We start from the raw sequence: 21,215 nt of genomic DNA on the forward strand, positions 1-21,215 counted from the left end.
GTATTTTAAAAAGCTAAAATAGAGAAATTAAGACAATTTGATGAATTATTCTCTCTTGAATCTTTCAAAGATAAAATAAAGACTCCATGAAAACATGGAGTCTATACTGTTATGATATTGGATAATAGTTTGATACGCTGATGAAACTATTTATCCCACCAAACTTTAGTATCTAAGTCATCCGCTCCTTGTCGAGCCACTGCTGCATCTAAATTGGCTTTATTCACCGAAATTTCATCTACAGGATACGACAAACGATTGATAAAATTCCCTTTAATTTCTTTTCCAGGATAAGGATTCGCCGCCAGTGCAGGGAAACCACTTCTACGAAAATTGGCAAATGCTTCAGGATTATTCATAAATGAAGCTACCCAATATTGCGTATTGATTTGTTCTAAAGCCTTTGTTGCATTAAATGGATTTGCCGTAAAATAAGCTTCAATATTAGCATCCGACACATTTGAATTAGCATCATATTCAGTAAATTGTTGAATATGTCCTTTTACGCCTGCTTTGTAATAATCAGCTGTATTTCCGCTAATCCAACCTCTTTGAGCGGCCTCAGCTAACAAAAGTTGGGTTTGTCCGAAAGTAACGAAGAAACAAGGAGCATCAAATTTTCCAATTTTAGTTCTATCTACTTGCGAATACATTTCTATTGCTCCCGGATAATTAGGCGCTTTAGCAATACTACTTTGGTCGTAACCGGCAGGAATTCCAATTTGGGCTGCTGGGTCTTTTGTAAAATTGGTTGCATCCTGTAGTTTAGTATTATATTTCAAAGCGATTATACCTAAACGTGGGTCATTGGTACTTTTTAAGAAATTAACAAAAGCTCCATGCAAATAAAAATTGGCTCTTTCGCTTCCATTCAACTGACTACCAATTTCATTTGTATAAGCTGCCGAATGACGCAAAATACAATTATCAGCATTCGCCTGCATCACACCGCCCGCAAAAGCCTTTTTCACATAATTCTGTGCTGTATTTGCATCTACTTTGGTTAAACGCATCGCTGCACGCAATAATAAAGAATAACCCAAACGCTTCCATTTCGTAACATCACCTGCATAAATAATATCACTTACTTCTTTGGTTTTGTTGACATCTAATGCGGCTGAAGCTTCGTCTAATTCTTTTAAAATATCCGTATAAATCGCTTGCTGAGCATCATATTTCGGGAACATTGTTCCTTGTAAATAACCTAAACCTGCTTCAGTATAAGGAACATCGCCATAGCTATCTGTCAAAATCATAAAAGTATAAGCTTTCCAGATACGAGCCATGTTGTATAAATTACTTCGAGAAGCATCACCTTTGGTTTTAGCAATAACATCTACCAAATGTTTATTTACTTCTCTGTAATATCTTTGCCAGTTTACACCCGTAACCGATGTATTATTTTGATTAACATTCCCTCCTGCATTTACACCCAAATATGGCGAAACGATTTGTTGAACAATAGCAGCTTCGTAAATGACAGATTGCCAAGTGAAAGAAGAGCGTAAAGTAGCATTATTTAATTCATAAACGGGATTAAGTGCCGTTGGATTTACTTTATTGGTATTTAACTCGTCGAAGCCTTTATCGCAACTGCTTAAAAAGCTAGAAGCAATAAGTATGCTGATATATAAAGTTATTTTTTTCATTTTCTTAATATTAACAATTGAGTACTTATGAATTTAATCTGATAGAAGTATAAATGATAGTATTTCAAAAGCCTAAAGCTTATCACCTACCGCTTAAAGCCAAATTAGAATTTCACATTCAAATTAAAGCCAATACTTCTGCTAGTTGGTAAACCTGTTGATTCTAAACCGACAAGGTTATCCGACGAGAAGCCAAATTGTTCTGGATCGAGGTTTGGAACCCATTTCTTAATCATCAATACATTGTTGGCTACTGCATTTAATCTAATTCCTTTGATAAACCAATTTTTAGGTAATTTCTTTGTGAAATCATAGCCAATGGTAATCTGACGTAATTTCCAGAAACCTGAATCATATACAAACTCTTCTGCAATATTGTTGGCACGAATGGTTTCATAGAATGATTGCAAAGGCGTTTTTACTGCATTAGGTTCTCCTTTACTATTTACGCCATCGCCAATTACATAGTTTTGTTCACGACCCACCAAAGTACCTTTGTGCAAACCTTCACGCCAAGCATTGTAATTTGTTCCAGAAATCATTTTTCCACCTAATTTGAAATCAATTAAGAACGATAAAAGGATGTCTTTATAACGGAAATTATTGGTAATACCACCAACCCATTTTGGTAAAGCACTTCCAAAATTCACTAAATCGTTTGTTCTTTCTGGGCGACCGCTTTGGTCATTGAAAATTTTACGTCCTTGTGCATCACGCTTGTAAGCAAAACCATATAATTGACCAAGTGGCAAACCAACAACTTGACGCAAAACACCCGTATAAATACCCGTTCCAACAGTGATATTACTTTGGTTTCCAGCCAATTCTAATACTTGAGAAGTATTGTATGAACCATTAATATTTACGTCCCAAGAGAATTTGTTGCTTTTTACTGGCGAGAAAGTAAGCATGGCTTCAATCCCTTCATTCTGACTTTTTCCGCTGTTCAACAAAGTGGTTTGGTAACCAGAGGCGTCAGATACTTGTGCTGAAAGAATTTGATCTGAAGTAATTTTCTTGTAATATGAAACGTCTAACCCTACTTTATTCTTGAACAATTTCAATTCTAATCCAAATTCAGTTTCTTTCACACGCATCGGGCGAAGGGCTGTATTCGGAACAGTAGTGGTGTTGATTGAACCAATTGGTTGATTTTGTAAAAGGTTACTTCCAACAGTATAAAATAAGTTGTTTGCATAAGGTTGAACGTCGGTATCACTTCCTACTTCCGCATAAGCAGCTCTTAATTTACCGAAAGAAAGCCATTCAGGCGTATTCTCGAAAGCTTGAGTAAATACAAAACTTCCTGTTACTGATGGGTATTGAACTGCACGAGAACCAGCAGCCAAAGTAGAGAACCAGTCGTTACGACTTGTTACGTTTACGAATAAAAAGTTTTTATAGGAAACTTCTGCTGCTCCGTATAATGAATTTACTTGACGCTCGCTCAAGCCATATAATGGGTCTTTCAATTGTCCGTTCATTACGGTATAAAGCCCACGGACTACAAAGTTTTGAACGTAAACACTGTTATAATCACTACGACGATACATTTGGTTTCCACCCAATGTTAAATCGAAACTGAAATCTCCGACAGTCTTTTTAGCGCCAATCAAGAAATCGGCATTGGTTTCACGGAAACGACGAGTTTCTTGTGTGTATTGACCATTCACAAAACCCGCAGGCGCTACGCCTAATGAAGCTTCACCCGTTGGGAAGTTATAATCTTGGTCACGAGAGTAATAATCTTGTCCGATTCTTCCTTGGAAATACAGCCAATCCGTAAGATTATAACGTAAAGTAATATTGCCTAAAATTCTATCACGACGAATGTTCTCAAAACGCTCATAAACAGAGTAATAAGGATTTGTACGATTTCTGAAACGTGACCATACGTATTCATCACCATTGGCATCCAAGCGTTTTGATTCTAATAAATCAAAAGGCATTGAGTTCGACATCGTGTAAAGTACCGTTGGGGTACTTAAATCTTGTTGTCCGATTTGTGGTGGGTTACGGTTGTATTCATTCGAATAATTTACGTTACCCATTAAAATAAGCTTAGAGGTTAAATTATAGTTAAAGCCTAGATTTATTGTCTTTTTATTATAATCTGAATTAGGGACAATACTTGTATTTTTTAAATTAGAAAGTGACAAATTAAAACCTCCTTTTTCTGAACCAGACGAAAGTGAAACCGTATTTGTCCATGACGTTCCTGTGCGATAAAACTTGTTAATTCTATTGTAAACAGGTTCGTAAGGTACTTCTATGCCATCAAACAAAATCTGTTTCATACCCGGCTGAAATTTTTCACCAAAACTCCAAACGCCTGTTTGTGGATTAGGAGTCGTTGGTCGAACACCATTTTCTCCCTGACCATACTCGTACTGAAAGTCCGTGAAATCTAATGGTGTATCGACTGTATAATTGCTGTTGTACTCAATACCAATTCCTTTGCCTGTTCCTTTAGTTTTAGTGGTAATCATCACAACACCGTCTTTTGCACGAGAACCATATAAAGCTGCCGCAGTTGCTCCTTTTAAAACCGTCATCGTTTCGATGTCGTCAGGGTTGATACTTGTCAAACCATCCCCACCATCAGAAGTGTTAAAGCTTCTGTTTGCTAATGACCCATCACTATTTCCATTTGGGTTTGCGCCAAAATTGGTATTATCCATCGGCACACCGTTCACTACAATCAATGGATTGTTTTGTCCGTTGAAAGAAGATTGTCCACGAATACGAATTTTACTTGTTCCTGCCGGGCCAGTTCCTAAAGAAGTAATATTTACACCCGCCATTTTGCCTTGTAAACCATTCATAAAGTTTACTTGGCGGTTGGTTGTAATTTGTTCAGCATTGACACTAGCAGTGGCGTAACCTAATTTTTTGGCTTCTTTCTTAATCCCTAAAGCCGTAACCACAACTTCTTCAAGATTTTTAGTTTCTTCTACCAAGGATACATTAATAATTGTTTTACCACCAACTGCAATTTCTTGCGTTACATAACCGATAGAAGTAAAAATTAAAGTAGCGTTGCTAGGAATTGAAACTTTGTAATTTCCTAAAACATCAGTTGTAGTTCCTTGATTACTCCCTTTAATTTGTACAGAAACACCCGGAACGGCGCCGTTACTTTTGTCGGTAACAGTTCCCTTCACCACTAGATCCTGTGCAATTGAAGTAAGAGAACAAAACATCAAAGTCAAATACAAAATGGCTTTTGTAAAGCTTTGAGGTTCAAAAAGACAGATTCGTCTAAGTTTTTTCATAGTTAAGTACGTTTTTGGATGAGGGTTTGAGTTAAATATAATTGTGTTTTTGATTGTCCTCTGTTTGAGATGATGCAAAATTTCATCCTTATTTCAAGAAAAACTTTCATTTTTTTACAGCGGTGATTTTTGTAATATTTTTATAAATTATTGACCTAATTTTACTGGAAATCCAGCAAGAAAATTTGTTAATCATTCCATAAACCTGATGAGTCAATTTATACTGTACCAAGGAAAGGCGAAGGAATTATCGTATTTCCCGTACATTATTGAGTTTGCCAATTATAAAATCCAGAATATTCAACTCAATTCCCAAGAAATAAAGGCAAGTGAAGGCATTAGAATTTGCCTAATTGTTGATGGGAAATTTGATTGGAATATCGACGGACAGCCTTTTTTACTGTATCCAAATGATGTTTCGCTTACTTGTCCGTGGCAGACAATCGGGAGTAGTAAAGGAGCTTACGACATCGGAGCATTGATGTGGATAACCATAAAACCGCTTCACTTTGAAGCCAATGGAGAATTGGTTTTGGGTGAATGGAGTAGTATTTCTGAAACCGACCAAAGAGTAATTGGTACAATTCTTTCATTGAATAAAAAACCTATTCTTACTCGTTTAAAAGCTTGTCAACAGATTTTCCAAAATCTTGAAGTAGAATTATTCGCCAAAGAATTGGGCTACAAAACCCGTGTGAACCATTTAATTGATGAATTATTGATTACTGCGGTGCGACATTTGAGTAAACAGGATAACCTCAGGCGAGATTTCCCACAAACTTTTTTGAAATTGGAACAAACTCTTCGTGAAAATTTATCGCATCCTTGGTCTGTTGAAGAAATGGCGGGTTTAGTGGGTCTGGGAACAACAGCTTTTAGTGAAAAAGTAAAAGCGTTTTCGGGCTTTTCGCCTTTAAATTATCTTATCAATATCAGGATTTCAGAAGCCATTAAATTATTAGGCAGAAAAGATTTAAGTTTGACGGATATTGCTCTGGAAACAGGTTTTTATTCATCACAACATTTTTCGTCAACCTTTAAAAAACTAACAGGCTACACGCCTCGTGAGTTTAGAAAGAATACTGATTAGCTGTCAGCCTTGAGCTTTTTTATTACTGACGAAAAGCTCATTGCTCAAAGCTAAAAAGCTGAACCCAATTTTATAAACTTAAAAAAGCTCAAAGCTGATAGCTCACGGCTCATAGCTTAAATAATAACTATGGATTGTATCATTACTATCGACATTAATACTTCTGCTGTTAAAATTCATGCTTTTGATATGAATGGGCGAATGCTTTGCTGGAAAAAAGGTTCTTACCCAACCTTTCATCCACAGCCAGATTACAGCGAACAAGACCCAGAACAGATTTTTATTACTACGCTTTATATCCTTAAAAATTTATTGAACGAGTACGTTCATCCTAAAAAATATAAAGTAACCGCCATTTGCTTCAGTTCGTCGATGCACAGTGTTTTGGCGGTTGATAAAAATGGTACTCCTCTTGGAAACGCCATTATTTGGGCTGATAATCGTGGTGTAAAAGAATCAGAAGCCTTAAAAAAACATCCGCAAGGAGAAAGTATTTTCAATACAACGGGTACTCCAATACACCCAATGTCGCCGATTGTGAAAATTACTTGGATAAAAAATCATGATAAAGCTCGCTTTGATCAAACACATAAATTTATCTCCTTAAAAGAGTATATTATTAAACAACTTACTGGCGAATATGTGGTTGACCACAGCATTGCCTCATCGACAGGGCTTTTTGATATACATAATCTTAAGTGGAATCAAGATTCACTAGATTTTGCAGGCATTACTGCCGACCGACTCTCTGAACCACTTTCGGTTTTCAATACTAATTTATTCTTGAAAAAAGAGTATTGTTTTACATTGGGTTTACCTGCTAAAACTACCTTAATTATTGGTGCAAGTGATGGCTGTTTAGCAACATTAGGCGCTGGAATCGTTGGTTCGGGCAGAGCCACCATCACCATTGGCTCAAGTGGTGCTGTTCGTGTGGCTGGCAAAGGAGTATTAAAAGATGAAAAAAATCGCTTTTTTAATTATCTCTTAGCCGAAGGCTATTATGTTTCTGGCGGACCAACCAACAATGGCGGAGTAGTTTTTGAATGGTTTGCACGCCAATTTGGTGATTTTTCAGAAGATTTAGATTTTGAAGATGTCGTTAATGATTTGTTCAAAGAAGCCGCTCAAGTAAAAGCTGGAGCAGATGGTTTATTGTTTTTACCTTATTTACTTGGAGAAAGAGCTCCTCTTTGGAATGCTAATGCCCGTGGAATGTACTTTGGGTTAAACATCAGCCACGAACGGAAACATTTTGTACGTGCTACGCTTGAAGGAATCCTTTTTGAAATGTATAGCATTGGTAAAACGCTTGAAACGCATAGAAATTTTGATAGTATTTATATCAATGGAGCTTATGCGTCTTTGCCTTTGTGGACTCAAATTTTGACTGATATGTATGGAAAAACCATTCACGTCAACGACCACCATGATAGCGTAGCTTTAGGAACAGCTTTATTAGGACTTACTCAATTAGGTGTTTATAGTAATTTGGAAGCGGCGGCTTCTACCGTAAAATCTGTGGAGACTTATCAACCCAATCCTAAAAACCACGAAATTTACATGAAGTATTTCGAAATTTTTGAACGATTAAGCCATAACTTAAAAAATGAATTTGAGCAGATTGTTGCCTTGCAACAAGAGCTTTAAATACTTTCGTACAAGATGTAAGAATTTAAAAAACTTAGTCAAGAGGCTCTTCTTAAAACAGATTAATTGTTTTAAAGAGAGCCTCTTGATTTTTATTCAGCTTTTGTCAGATACTTATTAGAAACCAAGTCTGCTAAAAAAGCACCGTAAGAAAGCGTACTAATTTTTGAACCATTTGACTTAAAATGTCTATTGGCAAAACTAACCATAAACTCCAATGTTGTTTGATTGGCTGGGAATTCTAATCCATTACGAAAGGCAACAATAATATCAGGGAAAGTCTCTCCTTCAAGCACCTCTCCATTTTGCGTTAAATACTTCATCATAGCTAGTTTTAATTATGTTTTAGATATTGTAGGACAAACATAAGCTTCTAAAAGCAAGTTTCAAAGCCAAAAAGGTGCAAGATACTGCTATCCTACACCTTTTATAAAAGATTTTTAAACACTTCTAAACAATACTACTCTAAAATCTTGATTTTAATATCTTTAAAATAAGCTACACTTTTAGGGTCATGTCCCTGTAAAGCAATTGTTCCTGAACTAAGTTTTTTCAAACCACGGTCTGCTGGAAGAGTATCAGGCTCGATATAATCAACTGCTACTTTATCGTTTATTTTAATAACAATTCTTTTGTCTTTCACAATAATGTGATACTCATACCACTCATTATCTTTCGCCAAATTTTCTTTCACGTCGTTGATACCATACAAACTTCCTGTTTTACGCCAGTCGCCGTGTGTTTGGTTTACTTGTACTTCATAACCTTTTTCTGGCCAGCCAGAAGCTTGGTAAGCGGTATGAATAAAAATACCTGAATTTGAGCCGGGTAAGGTTTTCGCTTTTAATTTTAACTCAAAATTTTTGAAGTCGTGTTTCCCAACAGTTCCCTCATAAAATAAATGAGTACGTTCGCCTGCTACTTTTATCGTTCCATCTTCGATAGAAAACGTACTGGGATTTTCTTCATTTACTTTCCAACCAGCAAAGGTTTTTCCATCAAAAAGCGAAAACCAACCTTTTTCTTTTTTCTGAGAAAAAGCAGGACTCATTGATATTAAGAATAACAGTACTAAAGATAGTTTTTTCATGTTTGAATGATTTGAATTCCTTTGGAAGGAATGGGTTGTTTTATTGAATCGCTAAATTACGAATACATTTTGGCTATAAACGTTGAAAATCGCTGTATATGTTTCTGTAGGGTAATTACTTCAGAGAGTATTCGAAAATTCATTTTCTAGTCTCTTCTCAAACCCAATAAGTACTAATAATTATATATTTTCTTGAGTCTGTTAAACTTACTTAGTAGATGATAAAATCTTGCAGAAATAAGGCAAAAAAATACTTAATTTTTTAGGTATTTTAAGGTAGAAATGACGCTCCGTGGCTTACATTTGAGGAATAATTTTATACCCTCAGCTCATGGATAATGTAGAAATACTCTCTCGGATTCAGTTCGCTTTTACCATTGCTTTTCATTATATCTATCCGCCATTAAGTATTGGTCTTGCCTTAGTGATGGTCTGCATGGAAGGTCTCTATTTAAAAACAGGCGACAAAGTTTATGAACAATTAACACGTTTTTGGATTAAGATTTTCGCTCTAATTTTCGGCATTGGTGTCGCCACGGGTATCGTAATGGAATTTGAATTTGGTACAAACTGGGCTTCTTACTCTCGTTATGTTGGTGATATTTTTGGTTCCGCTTTAGCGGCAGAAGGTATTTTCGCTTTCGCCTTAGAATCTGGATTTTTAGGAATTTTGATTTTCGGTTGGAATAGAGTAAGTCCGAAAGTACACTTTTTTGCAACCATTATGGTTACGATTGGTTCAATGTTTTCAGCCGTTTGGATTGTGGTCGCTAACTCTTGGCAACAAACACCAGCGGGTTATCACATCGTTGGCGAAGGCTTAAAAGCAAGAGCTGAAATTACAGATTTCTGGGCAATGGTTTTCAATCCTTCTTCTGTGGACAGATTGTCACACGTTTGGATTGGCTCATTTTTGGCAGGTTCTTTTTTGGTTCTGAGTGTTCACGCTTATTATTTGTATAAAGAACGCCATGTAGCACTTTCTCGCAAAGCTTTTAAAATCGCCTTGACGGTCGCAACAATTTCTTCATTAGCACAATTATTTACGGGGCATCATTCAGCAGATGGGGTAGCCAAAAATCAACCTGCCAAATTAGCGGCTTTTGAAGGACATTATGATAGTTCAGCCGTGGCAGATATGTATTTATTGGGTTTTGTTGATACAAAAAAGGAAGAAGTAACAGGCTTGAAAATTCCGAAAGGCTTAACTTTTTTACTTCACCAAGATTTTACTACTCCAGTAAAAGGACTCAGAGCCTTCCGAAAAGAAGACCGACCAACAGCCGTAAATTTTGTTTTTCAGACTTATCATTTGATGGTGGCAATCGGTATGGCGTTAATTGGGCTTACTTTGTTGGCTTCTTTTTTATGGTACAAAGGGACTTTGTTTAATCAAAAATGGCTGTTTAGAATTTTCTCATTCTCGGTTTTATTGCCGCAATTGGCGAATCAATTAGGTTGGTACTCTGCCGAGGTCGGGCGACAACCGTGGGTAGTTTATGGCTTATTGAGAACTTCAGATGCACTTTCTAAATCTGTAAAGGCAAATCAAGTTTGGTTTTCACTCATCATGTTTACTGTAATTTATGTGTTACTCTTTATTTTGTTTATTTACTTACTCAACAAAAAGATAAAACATGGTCCAAGCGACCACCATGAAAAAGATGAAATTATAGATTCGTCAAAACGGAATAATCCAATTTTAGACTAACCTCTCTTAAACCTTCAACTCATAAACTCAGAAGCTTATGGCTACTTTTTTAGGAATAGATTTGCCCACATGGTGGTTTGCCGTTATCGGAGCGGTTTTTACAGGCTATGCCATTTTAGATGGTTTCGATTTAGGAGCAGGTGCCATTCATTTACTTTTCAAAAAAGAAGAAAGCAGAAGAATCGCCCTCAATGCCATTGGACCGGTTTGGGATGGCAACGAAGTATGGTTGGTAATTGGTGGGGGAGCATTATTTGCGGGTTTTCCAGAAGTATATGCAACGTTACTGTCTGCTTTTTACATTCCCTTTATGTTGTTTTTGATGGTACTGATTTTGCGTGCCATTGCCATAGAATTTAGAAGTAAAGAAACCATGCTTTGGTGGCGACAACTATGGGATATTATTTATTCGATTTCAAGTATGATGATTGCTTTTCTATTGGGCGTTGTATTGGGAAACTTGATTCAAGGCATTCCGATTGATGAGAATTTTGAATATCAAGGAGATTTTGTACAATTGTTAAATCCTTATGCCTTACTGACGGGTTTAACTACTTTAGCATCTTGCACGATGCACGGTTCAATATATTTAGTAATGAAAACCGAAAAAAGACTTTATACCAAATTATCTATTATGGTAAGTGATACCAGTCGCTTTTTTGTGGTTTGTTATATCTTGCAAACAATGGTAACATTGGTATATTTTCCTAGTATGTCAGCTACATTCAAAGCACATCCTACGCTTTTTGCTGTGCCTTTGATTACAGTTTTGATTATCATCAACACCAGAATATTATTAGAAAAAGGGAAATATATGTTGGCGTTTATGTCTTCTGCCTTTACGATGGCATCACTTTTAGTCACGGTAGCGATGAACTTATTTCCAAAAATCATCCATTCAACCATCAATCCTGCTTACTCAATTACCATTTATAATGGAGCTTCTTCTGAAAAATCATTGTCGATTATTTTGCTCTTTGCCGCAATTGGCGTACCGATTGTAGCCACTTATACTTTCTTTGTATTCTGGACATTTAAAGGAAAAGTAAAGTTGGATGAGAGTTCTTATTAGGATTTAGTGAGTTGTGAATTAGTGATTGCGTGAATTTTTTTAAATTAATAAGACAAATAAAGTTTTCAAAGTAGCGGCAAACCCTTGCGGTTGCCATTCCACAGGCAAAATATAATTAGGGAGCTTAATCGCTAAAAGTATAAAGACTTAACACACATAATATGAAAAGGTTTTTGACAATACTAATTCTAATATTTGGGGTTTCTATTTGTAAAGGACAGTCCATCAGTAAGAACGACAGTCTTTTAGTAATGAGATCATTAAATAACGTTTTCAAAAACTTTAAAAACCCAGACTTTGTAGAATTCCAAAAAATATCTACAAAAGTAATCTATTGCATTATATGCGAAGATTCCAAAAACTCAAAACTTGGGATTTATAACCTAAAGAGAAATGATTTTTTCAATAAACATCTAAAAGCTATCAAGAACTCCGAAAGTTGGAAAAGAGCTTCAAAGTCTAAAGAAATAATACTCTATAAACAAAATAGTAGGCGTGCAGACGTAATTGCTTTTTTAACAACATGGAAAGCCAATGAGTTTGCTCCTGGACATGAAGGAGCGCAACTTGGTATTTACTTTATAAAGGAAAATGGGATATTTAAGTTTTCCGGTTTAGAAACTATACCATAAAGAAAACGGCAACCGCAAGAGTTGCCGCTACACGATATTTTAGACGAGGACAACTCCTCACTCCGCATTCAAAACTCAAAACTTCTCTCACTTCGCCATTTCTCGAATTTGTACTTCTAAGGCTTCGGCTTTGCTTTGTGCTTCTTCCAAAGGTAAACCTTTATTCATTTCTGGACGTGAATGTCCGATATTCGTTAGCCAAGCGTCTTTTAAAATATTTTGTCTTTCAGTAATCAGTTTTAAAAAAGCATCGGGTTTTTCAATATTGCCAAGTGTTGCTTGAACCGTTCCTGCCTTGATGATTTCTTTTGCTCCTAAGTACATCAAAATACTTTTTGCCATAATCCAATGCCCTGCTTCGGCTGGGTGAATGCCATCATTTGCCAAAGCAAAAGAAGTTTCAATGCCTAATCTTTGGTCTAATCTACGATGTGCATCCAGTACTCTTTGCATCGGATAATGCACATCTATTACTTCCCATTTCTCTTTTTTGGCTTGTTCTATCAACCAATTTGAATATACATCTAAGACATCGGCATAGCCAATTTTCTTGCCTTTTACTTCATCATAAATGGGTGGCGTCAGGTGGATAATTTTTGCTCCAGAAGCCACTACTTTGTCGTGCAACCATTGAATGCCATCTTTAAATTTCTGAAAACGAACTAAATCTAAAGGCAAATAAATGCCGTCGTTCATGCCATAAGAGGCAAAAACCAAATCGGGTTTTATTTTTGCTAATACTCTTGACAGGCGTTCGTGCAAATCTGGTCGGGGAAATCTTCCTTCGGCATGACCATCTTCCGACAATCCCGAAACGGTTTCACTGGGCAAACCAACATTGATAAATTCAATCTTTTGATTGGGAAAATGTGCGATACAATACGCCTCAATATCATTTACATAATTGCCTGCATAAGTAATGCTATTGCCCAGAAATAATACTTTTTTTACCTCTGGTTTAAACAATGGCTGTGGTGCTACTTGTGCAAATGCGATTGATGCTACTAAAATAAGGAATAGAGAAAAAATACTTTTTTTCATGTTTTGGTTAATTTACTGAATCTCGAACTGATACGTTCCTGCTGATAATGGGTTAATTTTTAATTGTTTATGCGTAATGGAAATACTTTTTTCTACTACCGAATACTGCTTTTGAATATGTTGATGGTTTGTTACGTTCAGCAAAACCGTTGCCGTTGCATTGGCAGGAATGGTGATAATATAGACAATCTTCTCTCCTACCCTTTTCCATGAAGAAATAATTTTACCTTGCGGACTATCATGCGATGCTTCAAAAGCGTTTAAGCTTTCTACAAAATTAGGTTCTAAAATGATATTTTTAAAACCTGCCTGCGAAGCGTCTGGTTTGATACCCCCGATGCCTTTGTACAACCAAGCCCCAATTTCACCAAACATGATATGGTTCATTGAAATATCACTTTTAGCATCAATCGGCCAGTTTTCAAAGAGTGAAGTTGCCCCGTTGGCAATCCACCAGCCCCAAGAAGGAAAGCTTTCTTGCGAAGCTATTTTATAAGCTACATCAGCATAACCATTTTCACTTAAAGCATTCAAAATAGCTTTTGTACCCAATAAACCTACATCTAAATGATTGTTATCAGCTTCTACTCGCTTGGCTAAGTTTTCAGCAACTTTGGCTTTTAGTTCGTCTGGCACTAAACCCCAACACAGCGGAACGCTTAATTCTGTCTGGAATCCGCTTCCGTAAATGCCTGTTGATTTATTGAGGTACTTGTTGTTGAAAGCTGTTTTTATCTTTGTTGCTAAAGCTGAGTAATATTCATAATCGGCGGTTTTGCCAAATAATTTGGCGGTTTTTGCCAAGATGCTGGCATCTACAAAATAGTAAGCTGAAGAAGTTAATTCAACAGGCGATTTTGATTTAACAGGCACCCAATCACCCAAGCCCCAAGTCGTTAATCCGTTTGGACTAATGGATTCTATATGATTGACATAGCGTTTGAGGTTCTCGTAATTGTCTGCCAAAATCTTAGTATCGCCATAAAACAAATAGATATTCCAAGGAATGATGGCGATGGTACTTGTCCAGTCTGGACCATTGCCCCATTCATAACCCCAACCGTCGGTAGGAATAATAGAAGGCAAAACACCATTCGCTTGTTGTTCGTCTCGGTGGTCGGCGAGCCATTTTTCGTAAATCGTAATCCCGTCAAAATTATATAAACCCGTTTCGCTGGCAATATGGGCATCGCCCGTCCAACCGTTTTTCTCTCTTTGCGGACAGTCGGTCGGATAACCAAATAGATTCGACAAGTAAGAAACATTCGTAGCCGCCCAGATTTTATTAATGGTCGGGTTTGAAGTATTCACATTCCCAGCCACAGGTACATCGCTGTGCATAAAATAGCCCGAAAGACTTTCCTTCGTCAATTGAATCGCTTGCGAACTCGTCACTTCTACATATTGAAAGCCCTTATAATTAAAATGTGGTATAAAACTTTCTTCGCCTTTTCCCGAAAGTATAATGATGTCCGTTTGGAAAGGGTCTTTATCATCTGTCGGGCGATAATGTACATCAATATTTGATAAATCCGCTCTTCCGTTCGGGTATAATCTTTCAGCGTGTTTCAAACGTAACACAGTACCAGCTTTGCCCGAAACTTTAATTTTACTTACGCCCGAAATGTTTCTGCCCAAATCAAAAACGAAAGTACTATCATTGATTTTATTCAAACTTTTACTCGGAATTTCTTCTACATTTCTAATCGGATGCAAAGCCTGAGCGACGATATTGTTGGAAGGTGCAGTTCTGAAAATTACTTCTTTCCAATGTTTATCATCAAAATTGGCTTTGTTCCAATCGACTTGCTCCAGTCGGGAATCATAATGTTCTGCCGTATAAATACTGTTAAAAATAATCGGACTCAATGCCGTTTTCCAATCCTTGCCTGTGGCAATTACTTCACTTGTGCCATCGGCATATTTCACCCGAATATCCATGCAAAAAGTGGGACGGCCACGCCAAGGTGCTTCGTGAAAATACCAAACGGCTGTCGATTGATGATTGTACCAACCATTGCCCAAGAGTACACCAATGGCATTTTTGCCGGTTTGTAATTGCTTCGTCACATCGTGCGTCACATACAAAGTACGTCTATCAAAACGAGTGTACATCGGGTCGAGGCGGTGATTACTGATTTTTTCACCATTGATATACAATTCATACAAACCAGCCACAGCAATATAGGCACGTGCCGAAACGATTTTTTTGTTACTCTGAAAACTCTTTCTAAAATAAGGAGCAGGCTTGGTATTTACCTCCCTTGAATCGCTAATCCAAGCACCTTGCCAATTGCTCATGTTCATCATGCCCGTTTCAAAAGTGGCAATGTCAGAAGTCGTCGTTTGTCCATCTTTATCCCAAATCTTTACACGCCAAAAGTATTTAGTAAAAGCCTGCAAAGCCTTACCTTGATAGCTCACTAAGGTCTGACTCGTATTTTTTTGACCCGTATTCCACTCATTCGCTACTCCTTTGCTCAAAGCCAAAGAATCGGTACTGACTAAAACCTGATACGCCTTTTGTTTTGCCCCTTGTCGGGCATCTGCCAACTGCCAAGTAAAGCGTGGCGAAGGTGCATCTATTCCCAAAGGATTGACCAGATACTCACACTGCAAAGCCCTGAGTTGGCAAGGCGTATTGCCCAAAATACCTTGACCAAGCAATAAAAAAGCAGATAAAATACAAAGACGCATTGAAGAAAATGGAAGGTTCATGGTTTTATATGAGTAAATCTAAATATAAGAGCGGGGAAATTACAGCGGAAAATATTAGAAGCTGTTCTCTTTTGTGGGTTAATTCCTTCCTGCAACGTGCAGGAAGGAATTTCAGTACATCATTTTGTTCCTGCAAGTTGCAGGAAGGAATTTCAGTCTATCATTTTGTTGCTCCGAGTTGGAGGAAGGAATTACCGTATAATAAATTCTCAACAGAAAGGCGTTTTTTGATTTTTATGTTTAGGGTTAATGTGATACTTTAGAGAATTATAATAAAGCTACTTTAGCTATATTGAAAAAGATGAGAAACTATTTTGGCTCACAAGAAAGATATAAAAACAATAACAAAGTAATGAATAATTTCGGTTTTGAATTTGACAAAATAATTATAATTGAATCACTCCCTGAGCATGAAAAACAAATTCGTGATGGGATACTGATGTCATCTGGTGAATATTATACACAAACACTCTTTCCCTATTGTAGTAAAATGAGGAATGAATCATTTTCTTATGAACTGGTATCGGTTAGTTCTAGAGATGAACTACTTTATAAATTAGATGAGATTTGTGATGAAATCAAAAAAAGTAATGAATATCCATTGATTCATTTTGAGATACATGGTACTGAAGAACAGAATGGTATTACTGTTAAGAATGGAGATTTTGTAGATTGGACAACATTGTTAGCAAAACTGACAAATATAAATGAATTAACTGTGAATAATTTATTTGTAATTTTTGCTACTTGTTCAGGAGCATTTAATCTGAAGTATATAATGCCTCGTGAAACTGTTTTCCCATACTATGCTGCATTAGCACCAGACGATCCTGATTTCCCAGTGTTCTTAGAAGAAAGATATTCACTATTTTATTTGGATTTGCTAATAGGTGGTGATATCAAAAATGCAATCGAAAAAATTAACAAAGCTGATGGACATTCTAATATTATTTTTTCGACTTGCGAATTTTATCTCCAGCAGGCTTTTAAGCAAGAAATGGCAAAATTAAAAAATGAGGAGAGGATTGAAAGTTTATTTCAATTTCTCAAAAAAGAAAAGGGAGGAGAATATAGTGATGAAAAGTTAAAAGAACTTCTAATTAATAAAATCTCTGAACAAACTTTCGGTCTGAAAATTCTTAAAAAGCTCAAAACAAAGCATTTAATGGCTGACCATCCAAATAATTTAGGTAGGTTTAATTTTTTATCTGATATGAGTGGTTAACTCGCAACCATAGTTTAAGTATTAAGCAAAACATCACTTGTACTTATCTAAAATATTTCTTTTCAAACTAAATGATTGAGGAAACAACAGCAAGAACAATAGTCCCGATAGGGACAATATATCGGTAGAAAACCACAAGACCATTTCCCAAACATAGTTCCGTAGGAACGAAATATACCGTTCCTACGGAGGGTATATTAAACATCCTTTACTTCAATACCATATTTAGGCAGTTCATGCCTTATTTCTTCGTATATTTTTAGCCATTCTTGATAGCCTTCCTCAATCTGCAATTCCGTACAACTTGCAAAGTTGGCGTGCTTACGTGTAAATTCTAACTCTTCTTCGACTTTCATTAATAAAAGCTCTGGTGAGGGAATGAATACAGTATGCAATTGATGATTGTTTTCTTTAAGTTTATTGGATAGATACAACATCTGTTTGATATTTTCACAGGCATAACTTACTAAAACATCAGTTGCTTTATCGTTTAATTCTTCACATAATATATCTAATATTTTTTCTGGTTTTCCTTCAAATAACTCATATCTATGTAAAATATGCTTATTGAAAAAATCTCCCATTATTATTTTTTCAATATTAGGAATATTATCAAAGTAAGGTTCAGTTGTCCTTAAACCTAATGTTATAAATACATTCATAAATAAAAATATTAATTTATTTCTCAATATTGCCTTTTGTTACGCTTTACCAATTGGTGAAATGCCATTGCGTATCCTCCAACTACTAAGTACTCGACTTGGTGTTGATTCAATAGAGATATAAAATCTTCAAAGTCTGGTTCAAGTGTCATTACTTCATTGTTTTTTGAGAAGAAATAGTTTTATCCATTCTTTGAGAGGGTTTTAGATTTTGATTCACCAGAAAGGTAACCACCGCTAAACGTTCTTGAGGAGTCTTGCTTTGCCAAAAGCTAAAATCTTCAAGAGTTTGGTTACTGTTTTTCAAATCAGTTTGGTTAAAAACCATCGCTATTTTTCTTCTCATAATTCATTATATTTGACAAACAAAGGTACAAAATTTACCAAGCTGTTTCAATCCTTACTTACTTTTGGTTTCAAACTCAGCCTACAAGTTATTCTAAACACACATAAACAAGCATCACCATGAAAAAATGCCTCTTAATCCTTTGCCTATTTATTGTCAATTTTACTTTCGGACAAACAAAACAAGCCCTCACTGACGAACAAAGACTCAATAAATGTATCGCTGAAAATACCAATTACTTTACTTTCGACGGACAAAAACCCAATGGAAAAGGATGGACAATCCTTGAAAATCTTTTTGCCGAAAATCAATTTGTTGCTTGGGGAGAGTATCATAATTCGCCAATGCTTTCTCAGTTGACAAGCTTTGCTTTGGAAAGTGCTTCAAAAAATGGTTATAAAACTTGGTGTGTTGAAACAAGTCCATTTGTAGCATCGGAATTAATGAAAATCGCTAAGGAAAGTAATCCTCTGGAAACGATTCTAAGTTTTTCAAAGGAGAATCATATCAGACCTACCTTTCCTTTTTTTGAAAGTAAGGAAGACATCCAAATGCTACAAACTGCCAGCAAATTGAATTATACTATTTGGGGAATCGACCAAGAATTTCAAATGACATTTCCATATTGCATCAACAAATTATACAGCGGCGTTCCCAATTCGTTGAAACAACAATACAAACCCGTTGCCGACAGTCTATTGGCTAAATGGTGGATGCCCAATGGCAAACTCTTAGATAGTTTAACCAAAGTAGTGAAGTCGCCAAGTTTAAAACAATTAGCCAATGAAATTAAAATCTCAAAAGAGATTTATTACGAAGGCGACAATGCCAAAAGAGCAAGCTTGATGAAAAGTAATTTCTATAAATATTATGACGCTTTGAAGACTAAAGATGAAAAAATATTTTTCAAAATGGGGAGTAATCATTTAGCCAAAGGAATGAATTTGGCAACAAAAATATATGACATAGGAAATGCCATTTTTGAAGTAGCAGAACATAACAAAACTAATTTTGCCAATGTTTATTGCATGGTAAGATATACTACTGAAAAAGGCAAAATCATTGATGATTTTGAAAGTAATGACAATGAAAATCCCAAAGTATTTTCAAAATTATACGACAAAGAGAAATGGGTTTTGGTTGATATAAGAAGCCTTAGACGTAGAATTAAATACGATGGCTCTCTGACACTTGATACCTACCGTTTGATTGAAAAGTACGATTTTATATTAGTTTCATCAGAGATTATGCAGTAAAAATACTTTATTTCACAATTTCCTATTATACTTCGACCAATATCCAAAAAATCTCAAATTACTATGAAAAATTTACTTTCGTTGATGCTATTTATCTGTTGCTGTCAGCTAGCAAATGCACAAATTCTATCCGATTCGATGATGATTGAAAACCATTCTCGAAGCTTCTTTTATCTGCCTACGAACAAAGCCAAAGCTTCTTTAGTTTTTGTTTTGCATGGCTCGCAAGGCGACGGAATGCTTATCCGAAAGTATGGGAATTATGAGCCTACCAAAAAGTTTGAAGAATTGGCGGCTAAAGAAAATATACTCTTGGTTTTCCCGAATGGCTACAAACGTTATTGGAACGAATGTAGAAAAACAGCAAATTCAGCCGCAAATCAAGAGAATATCAATGAAGAAGCTTTTTTCGGACAAATGATTAGTTATTTCAAAGAGAAATATCAAATTGATGAGAAGAAAGTATTTGCTGTTGGTACTTCTGGCGGTGGACACATGGCGTATAAATTAGCGCTGACGATGCCCGAAAAGTTTAGAGCCATCACAGCAATCGTTGCTAATTTACCTGATACAAACAATTTTGATTGCGCTGAAAAAAGAATAGCTAAACCCGTGATGATTGTCAATGGTACTTTGGACCCAATTAATCCATATCAAGGTGGAGAAGTAAAACTTGGTCCGACGGTCAATTTAGGATTCGTTCGTTCAACTGACCGCACTTTTGATTATTGGGCAAGTCTTGCAGGTTACAAAGGCGAGCCAAGCTTGGAAAAATTACCTGATAATGACCCGAACGATCATAAAACCATTGAAAAATATACTTTCAAAGAAAAGAAAAAACCAGAAGTAACTTTATTGAAAGTAATCGGCGGAAAACACGATTATCCTAATGACATCGACGTATATTTAGAAGCTTGGGCTTTTTTTAAACGTAATTAAATGGCATTTTACTTCAAAAAGATGCAAATGTGTTGGCTGGTACAATATTTTATCAAAAAGTATGTTTAGCCTAAAAACTCAATTAAGTTAAAACATGACAACAGAAATTCTGATTTCACTCATTACGCTTATCGTTCTCGAAATCGTTTTAGGTATCGACAACATTATTTTTATTTCTATTTTATCCGACAAACTTCCCGCTGAAAAACGCAAAAAAGCTCGTTTAGTTGGTTTAAGTTTGGCTTTAATTACTCGTTTGATTTTACTGGCAGGTATTAGCTGGATTATGAAACTTGACAAAACGCTATTTACGATTTCGGATATAGATTTTTCTGGAAAAGATTTAATTCTGATTGTCGGAGGTTTGTTTTTATTGTACAAGAGTAACAAAGAAATTTTTGAAAAAACAGAAGATGAACATGACGACAAGCCCTTTATTTATACTTCGTTCTCAAAGATTATTGGGCAAATCATTATCTTAGATTTGGTATTTTCAATCGACAGTATCATCACTGCGGTTGGTTTAGTAGATGAACTTTGGGTGATGTACACAGCAGTAATTGTGTCGATTTCAATTATGATGATGGTGGCGGGTGCAATCAGTAATTTTATCAGTAAACATCCATCTTTGAAGATTTTAGCCCTTTGTTTTTTGATGATGATTGGCGTAACGTTGATTGCCGAAGGTTTAGCTTTTCATATTCCAAAACAATATATTTATTTCTCAATGGCATTTTCTTTCTTAGTGAATGTAATTCAGATTAGAAAAAGTGCAAAATAGATACAATATGAGTCATCCTGAATTTTCACTTTAAATAGCGAGTTTTTAAAATTCTTGGATTTGTTCTCGTCCTTACTT

Annotated in this window: 17 protein-coding genes; 9 read left to right on the forward strand and 8 right to left on the reverse strand. The window is 35.9% G+C overall.

Annotation, left to right across the window (positions count from 1 at the left end):
- Positions 1 to 146 precede the first annotated feature (146 nt).
- Together ABID42_RS04615 and ABID42_RS04620 are read right to left on the reverse strand one after the other, a co-directional pair.
- Positions 147 to 1,649, reverse strand: coding sequence for a SusD/RagB family nutrient-binding outer membrane lipoprotein (locus ABID42_RS04615; protein ID WP_367282654.1), 1,503 nt, complete (start codon positions 1,647 to 1,649; stop codon positions 147 to 149).
- 104 nt (positions 1,650 to 1,753) lie between these two features.
- On the reverse strand, positions 1,754 to 4,924 hold the full coding sequence (locus tag ABID42_RS04620; protein ID WP_367282655.1) for a SusC/RagA family TonB-linked outer membrane protein: 3,171 nt from the start codon (positions 4,922 to 4,924) through the stop codon (positions 1,754 to 1,756).
- A 208-nt stretch (positions 4,925 to 5,132) separates the two neighbouring features.
- Here ABID42_RS04620 and ABID42_RS04625 point away from each other — a divergent pair, with 208 nt between their 5' ends.
- Both ABID42_RS04625 and ABID42_RS04630 read left to right on the forward strand, forming a co-directional pair.
- Entirely contained in the window at positions 5,133 to 6,014 is an 882-nt protein-coding gene (locus ABID42_RS04625; RefSeq protein WP_367282656.1) for a helix-turn-helix domain-containing protein, read from the forward strand.
- 129 nt (positions 6,015 to 6,143) lie between these two features.
- A complete protein-coding gene (locus tag ABID42_RS04630; protein WP_367282657.1) occupies positions 6,144 to 7,664 on the forward strand; it encodes a gluconokinase in 1,521 nt (506 codons plus the stop codon).
- 92 nt (positions 7,665 to 7,756) lie between these two features.
- On the opposite strand, the gene ABID42_RS04635 is transcribed toward ABID42_RS04630, so the two are convergent.
- Together ABID42_RS04635 and ABID42_RS04640 are read right to left on the reverse strand one after the other, a co-directional pair.
- Positions 7,757 to 7,990, reverse strand: a complete 234-nt coding sequence (locus tag ABID42_RS04635) for a hypothetical protein (protein ID WP_367282658.1) — start codon at positions 7,988 to 7,990, stop codon at positions 7,757 to 7,759.
- Between the two features lie 134 nt (positions 7,991 to 8,124).
- Positions 8,125 to 8,754 (reverse strand): 3-keto-disaccharide hydrolase, encoded by a 630-nt coding sequence (locus ABID42_RS04640; protein WP_367282659.1) that lies wholly within the window; start codon positions 8,752 to 8,754, stop codon positions 8,125 to 8,127.
- Positions 8,755 to 9,085: 331 nt separating this feature from the next.
- Between ABID42_RS04640 and ABID42_RS04645 the strand changes: the two genes are divergently transcribed.
- The 3 genes from ABID42_RS04645 to ABID42_RS04655 all read left to right on the forward strand — a co-directional run bounded on the left by ABID42_RS04645 (position 9,086) and on the right by ABID42_RS04655 (position 12,169).
- Entirely contained in the window at positions 9,086 to 10,465 is a 1,380-nt protein-coding gene (locus ABID42_RS04645; RefSeq protein WP_323257835.1) for a cytochrome ubiquinol oxidase subunit I, read from the forward strand.
- Positions 10,466 to 10,502: 37 nt separating this feature from the next.
- Positions 10,503 to 11,537, forward strand: a complete 1,035-nt coding sequence (gene cydB, locus ABID42_RS04650) for a cytochrome d ubiquinol oxidase subunit II (protein ID WP_367282660.1) — start codon at positions 10,503 to 10,505, stop codon at positions 11,535 to 11,537.
- 161 nt (positions 11,538 to 11,698) lie between these two features.
- Positions 11,699 to 12,169, forward strand: coding sequence for a hypothetical protein (locus ABID42_RS04655; RefSeq protein ID WP_367282661.1), 471 nt, complete (start codon positions 11,699 to 11,701; stop codon positions 12,167 to 12,169).
- 87 nt (positions 12,170 to 12,256) lie between these two features.
- On the opposite strand, the gene ABID42_RS04660 is transcribed toward ABID42_RS04655, so the two are convergent.
- Both ABID42_RS04660 and ABID42_RS04665 read right to left on the reverse strand, forming a co-directional pair.
- The gene (locus ABID42_RS04660; RefSeq protein ID WP_367282662.1) at positions 12,257 to 13,210 is read right to left on the reverse strand and encodes an SGNH/GDSL hydrolase family protein; all 954 of its coding nucleotides are present in this window, start codon (positions 13,208 to 13,210) and stop codon (positions 12,257 to 12,259) included.
- Between the two features lie 12 nt (positions 13,211 to 13,222).
- Entirely contained in the window at positions 13,223 to 15,928 is a 2,706-nt protein-coding gene (locus ABID42_RS04665; RefSeq protein WP_367282663.1) for an alpha-L-rhamnosidase, read from the reverse strand.
- 301 nt (positions 15,929 to 16,229) lie between these two features.
- Between ABID42_RS04665 and ABID42_RS04670 the strand changes: the two genes are divergently transcribed.
- Complete coding sequence (locus ABID42_RS04670) at positions 16,230 to 17,153, forward strand: hypothetical protein (RefSeq protein WP_367282664.1); 924 nt, start codon at positions 16,230 to 16,232, stop codon at positions 17,151 to 17,153.
- Between the two features lie 197 nt (positions 17,154 to 17,350).
- Here ABID42_RS04670 and ABID42_RS04675 read toward each other — a convergent pair whose 3' ends face one another.
- Both ABID42_RS04675 and ABID42_RS04680 read right to left on the reverse strand, forming a co-directional pair.
- Positions 17,351 to 17,815 (reverse strand): hypothetical protein, encoded by a 465-nt coding sequence (locus tag ABID42_RS04675; RefSeq protein ID WP_367282665.1) that lies wholly within the window; start codon positions 17,813 to 17,815, stop codon positions 17,351 to 17,353.
- 151 nt (positions 17,816 to 17,966) lie between these two features.
- Positions 17,967 to 18,161, reverse strand: coding sequence for a hypothetical protein (locus tag ABID42_RS04680; RefSeq protein WP_367282666.1), 195 nt, complete (start codon positions 18,159 to 18,161; stop codon positions 17,967 to 17,969).
- A 119-nt stretch (positions 18,162 to 18,280) separates the two neighbouring features.
- Between ABID42_RS04680 and ABID42_RS04685 the strand changes: the two genes are divergently transcribed.
- The 3 genes from ABID42_RS04685 to ABID42_RS04695 all read left to right on the forward strand — a co-directional run bounded on the left by ABID42_RS04685 (position 18,281) and on the right by ABID42_RS04695 (position 21,137).
- Positions 18,281 to 19,417: a hypothetical protein gene (locus tag ABID42_RS04685; RefSeq protein WP_367282667.1), complete on the forward strand. Its 1,137-nt coding sequence runs from the start codon at positions 18,281 to 18,283 to the stop codon at positions 19,415 to 19,417.
- Positions 19,418 to 19,480: 63 nt separating this feature from the next.
- On the forward strand, positions 19,481 to 20,356 hold the full coding sequence (locus ABID42_RS04690) for a CE1 family esterase (protein WP_367282668.1): 876 nt from the start codon (positions 19,481 to 19,483) through the stop codon (positions 20,354 to 20,356).
- Between the two features lie 94 nt (positions 20,357 to 20,450).
- Positions 20,451 to 21,137, forward strand: a complete 687-nt coding sequence (locus ABID42_RS04695; RefSeq protein ID WP_323257812.1) for a TerC family protein — start codon at positions 20,451 to 20,453, stop codon at positions 21,135 to 21,137.
- Positions 21,138 to 21,215: the final 78 nt, after the last annotated feature.

This window comes from Arcicella rosea, assembly GCF_040543805.1.
GTDB lineage: Bacteria > Bacteroidota > Bacteroidia > Cytophagales > Spirosomataceae > Arcicella > Arcicella rosea.

Bases quoted from the DNA above. Each gene is read 5' to 3' on its own strand.
- ABID42_RS04615 (WP_367282654.1), bottom strand. From the start codon at position 1,649: ATGAAAAAAATAACTTTATATATCAGCATACTTATTGCTTCTAGCTTT.
- ABID42_RS04620 (WP_367282655.1), bottom strand. From the start codon at position 4,924: ATGAAAAAACTTAGACGAATCTGTCTTTTTGAACCTCAAAGCTTTACA.
- ABID42_RS04625 (WP_367282656.1), top strand. From the start codon at position 5,133: ATGAGTCAATTTATACTGTACCAAGGAAAGGCGAAGGAATTATCGTAT.
- ABID42_RS04630 (WP_367282657.1), top strand. From the start codon at position 6,144: ATGGATTGTATCATTACTATCGACATTAATACTTCTGCTGTTAAAATT.
- ABID42_RS04635 (WP_367282658.1), bottom strand. From the start codon at position 7,990: ATGATGAAGTATTTAACGCAAAATGGAGAGGTGCTTGAAGGAGAGACT.
- ABID42_RS04640 (WP_367282659.1), bottom strand. From the start codon at position 8,754: ATGAAAAAACTATCTTTAGTACTGTTATTCTTAATATCAATGAGTCCT.
- ABID42_RS04645 (WP_323257835.1), top strand. From the start codon at position 9,086: ATGGATAATGTAGAAATACTCTCTCGGATTCAGTTCGCTTTTACCATT.
- cydB (WP_367282660.1), top strand. From the start codon at position 10,503: ATGGCTACTTTTTTAGGAATAGATTTGCCCACATGGTGGTTTGCCGTT.
- ABID42_RS04655 (WP_367282661.1), top strand. From the start codon at position 11,699: ATGAAAAGGTTTTTGACAATACTAATTCTAATATTTGGGGTTTCTATT.
- ABID42_RS04660 (WP_367282662.1), bottom strand. From the start codon at position 13,210: ATGAAAAAAAGTATTTTTTCTCTATTCCTTATTTTAGTAGCATCAATC.
- ABID42_RS04665 (WP_367282663.1), bottom strand. From the start codon at position 15,928: ATGAACCTTCCATTTTCTTCAATGCGTCTTTGTATTTTATCTGCTTTT.
- ABID42_RS04670 (WP_367282664.1), top strand. From the start codon at position 16,230: ATGAGAAACTATTTTGGCTCACAAGAAAGATATAAAAACAATAACAAA.
- ABID42_RS04675 (WP_367282665.1), bottom strand. From the start codon at position 17,815: ATGAATGTATTTATAACATTAGGTTTAAGGACAACTGAACCTTACTTT.
- ABID42_RS04680 (WP_367282666.1), bottom strand. From the start codon at position 18,161: ATGAGAAGAAAAATAGCGATGGTTTTTAACCAAACTGATTTGAAAAAC.
- ABID42_RS04685 (WP_367282667.1), top strand. From the start codon at position 18,281: ATGAAAAAATGCCTCTTAATCCTTTGCCTATTTATTGTCAATTTTACT.
- ABID42_RS04690 (WP_367282668.1), top strand. From the start codon at position 19,481: ATGAAAAATTTACTTTCGTTGATGCTATTTATCTGTTGCTGTCAGCTA.
- ABID42_RS04695 (WP_323257812.1), top strand. From the start codon at position 20,451: ATGACAACAGAAATTCTGATTTCACTCATTACGCTTATCGTTCTCGAA.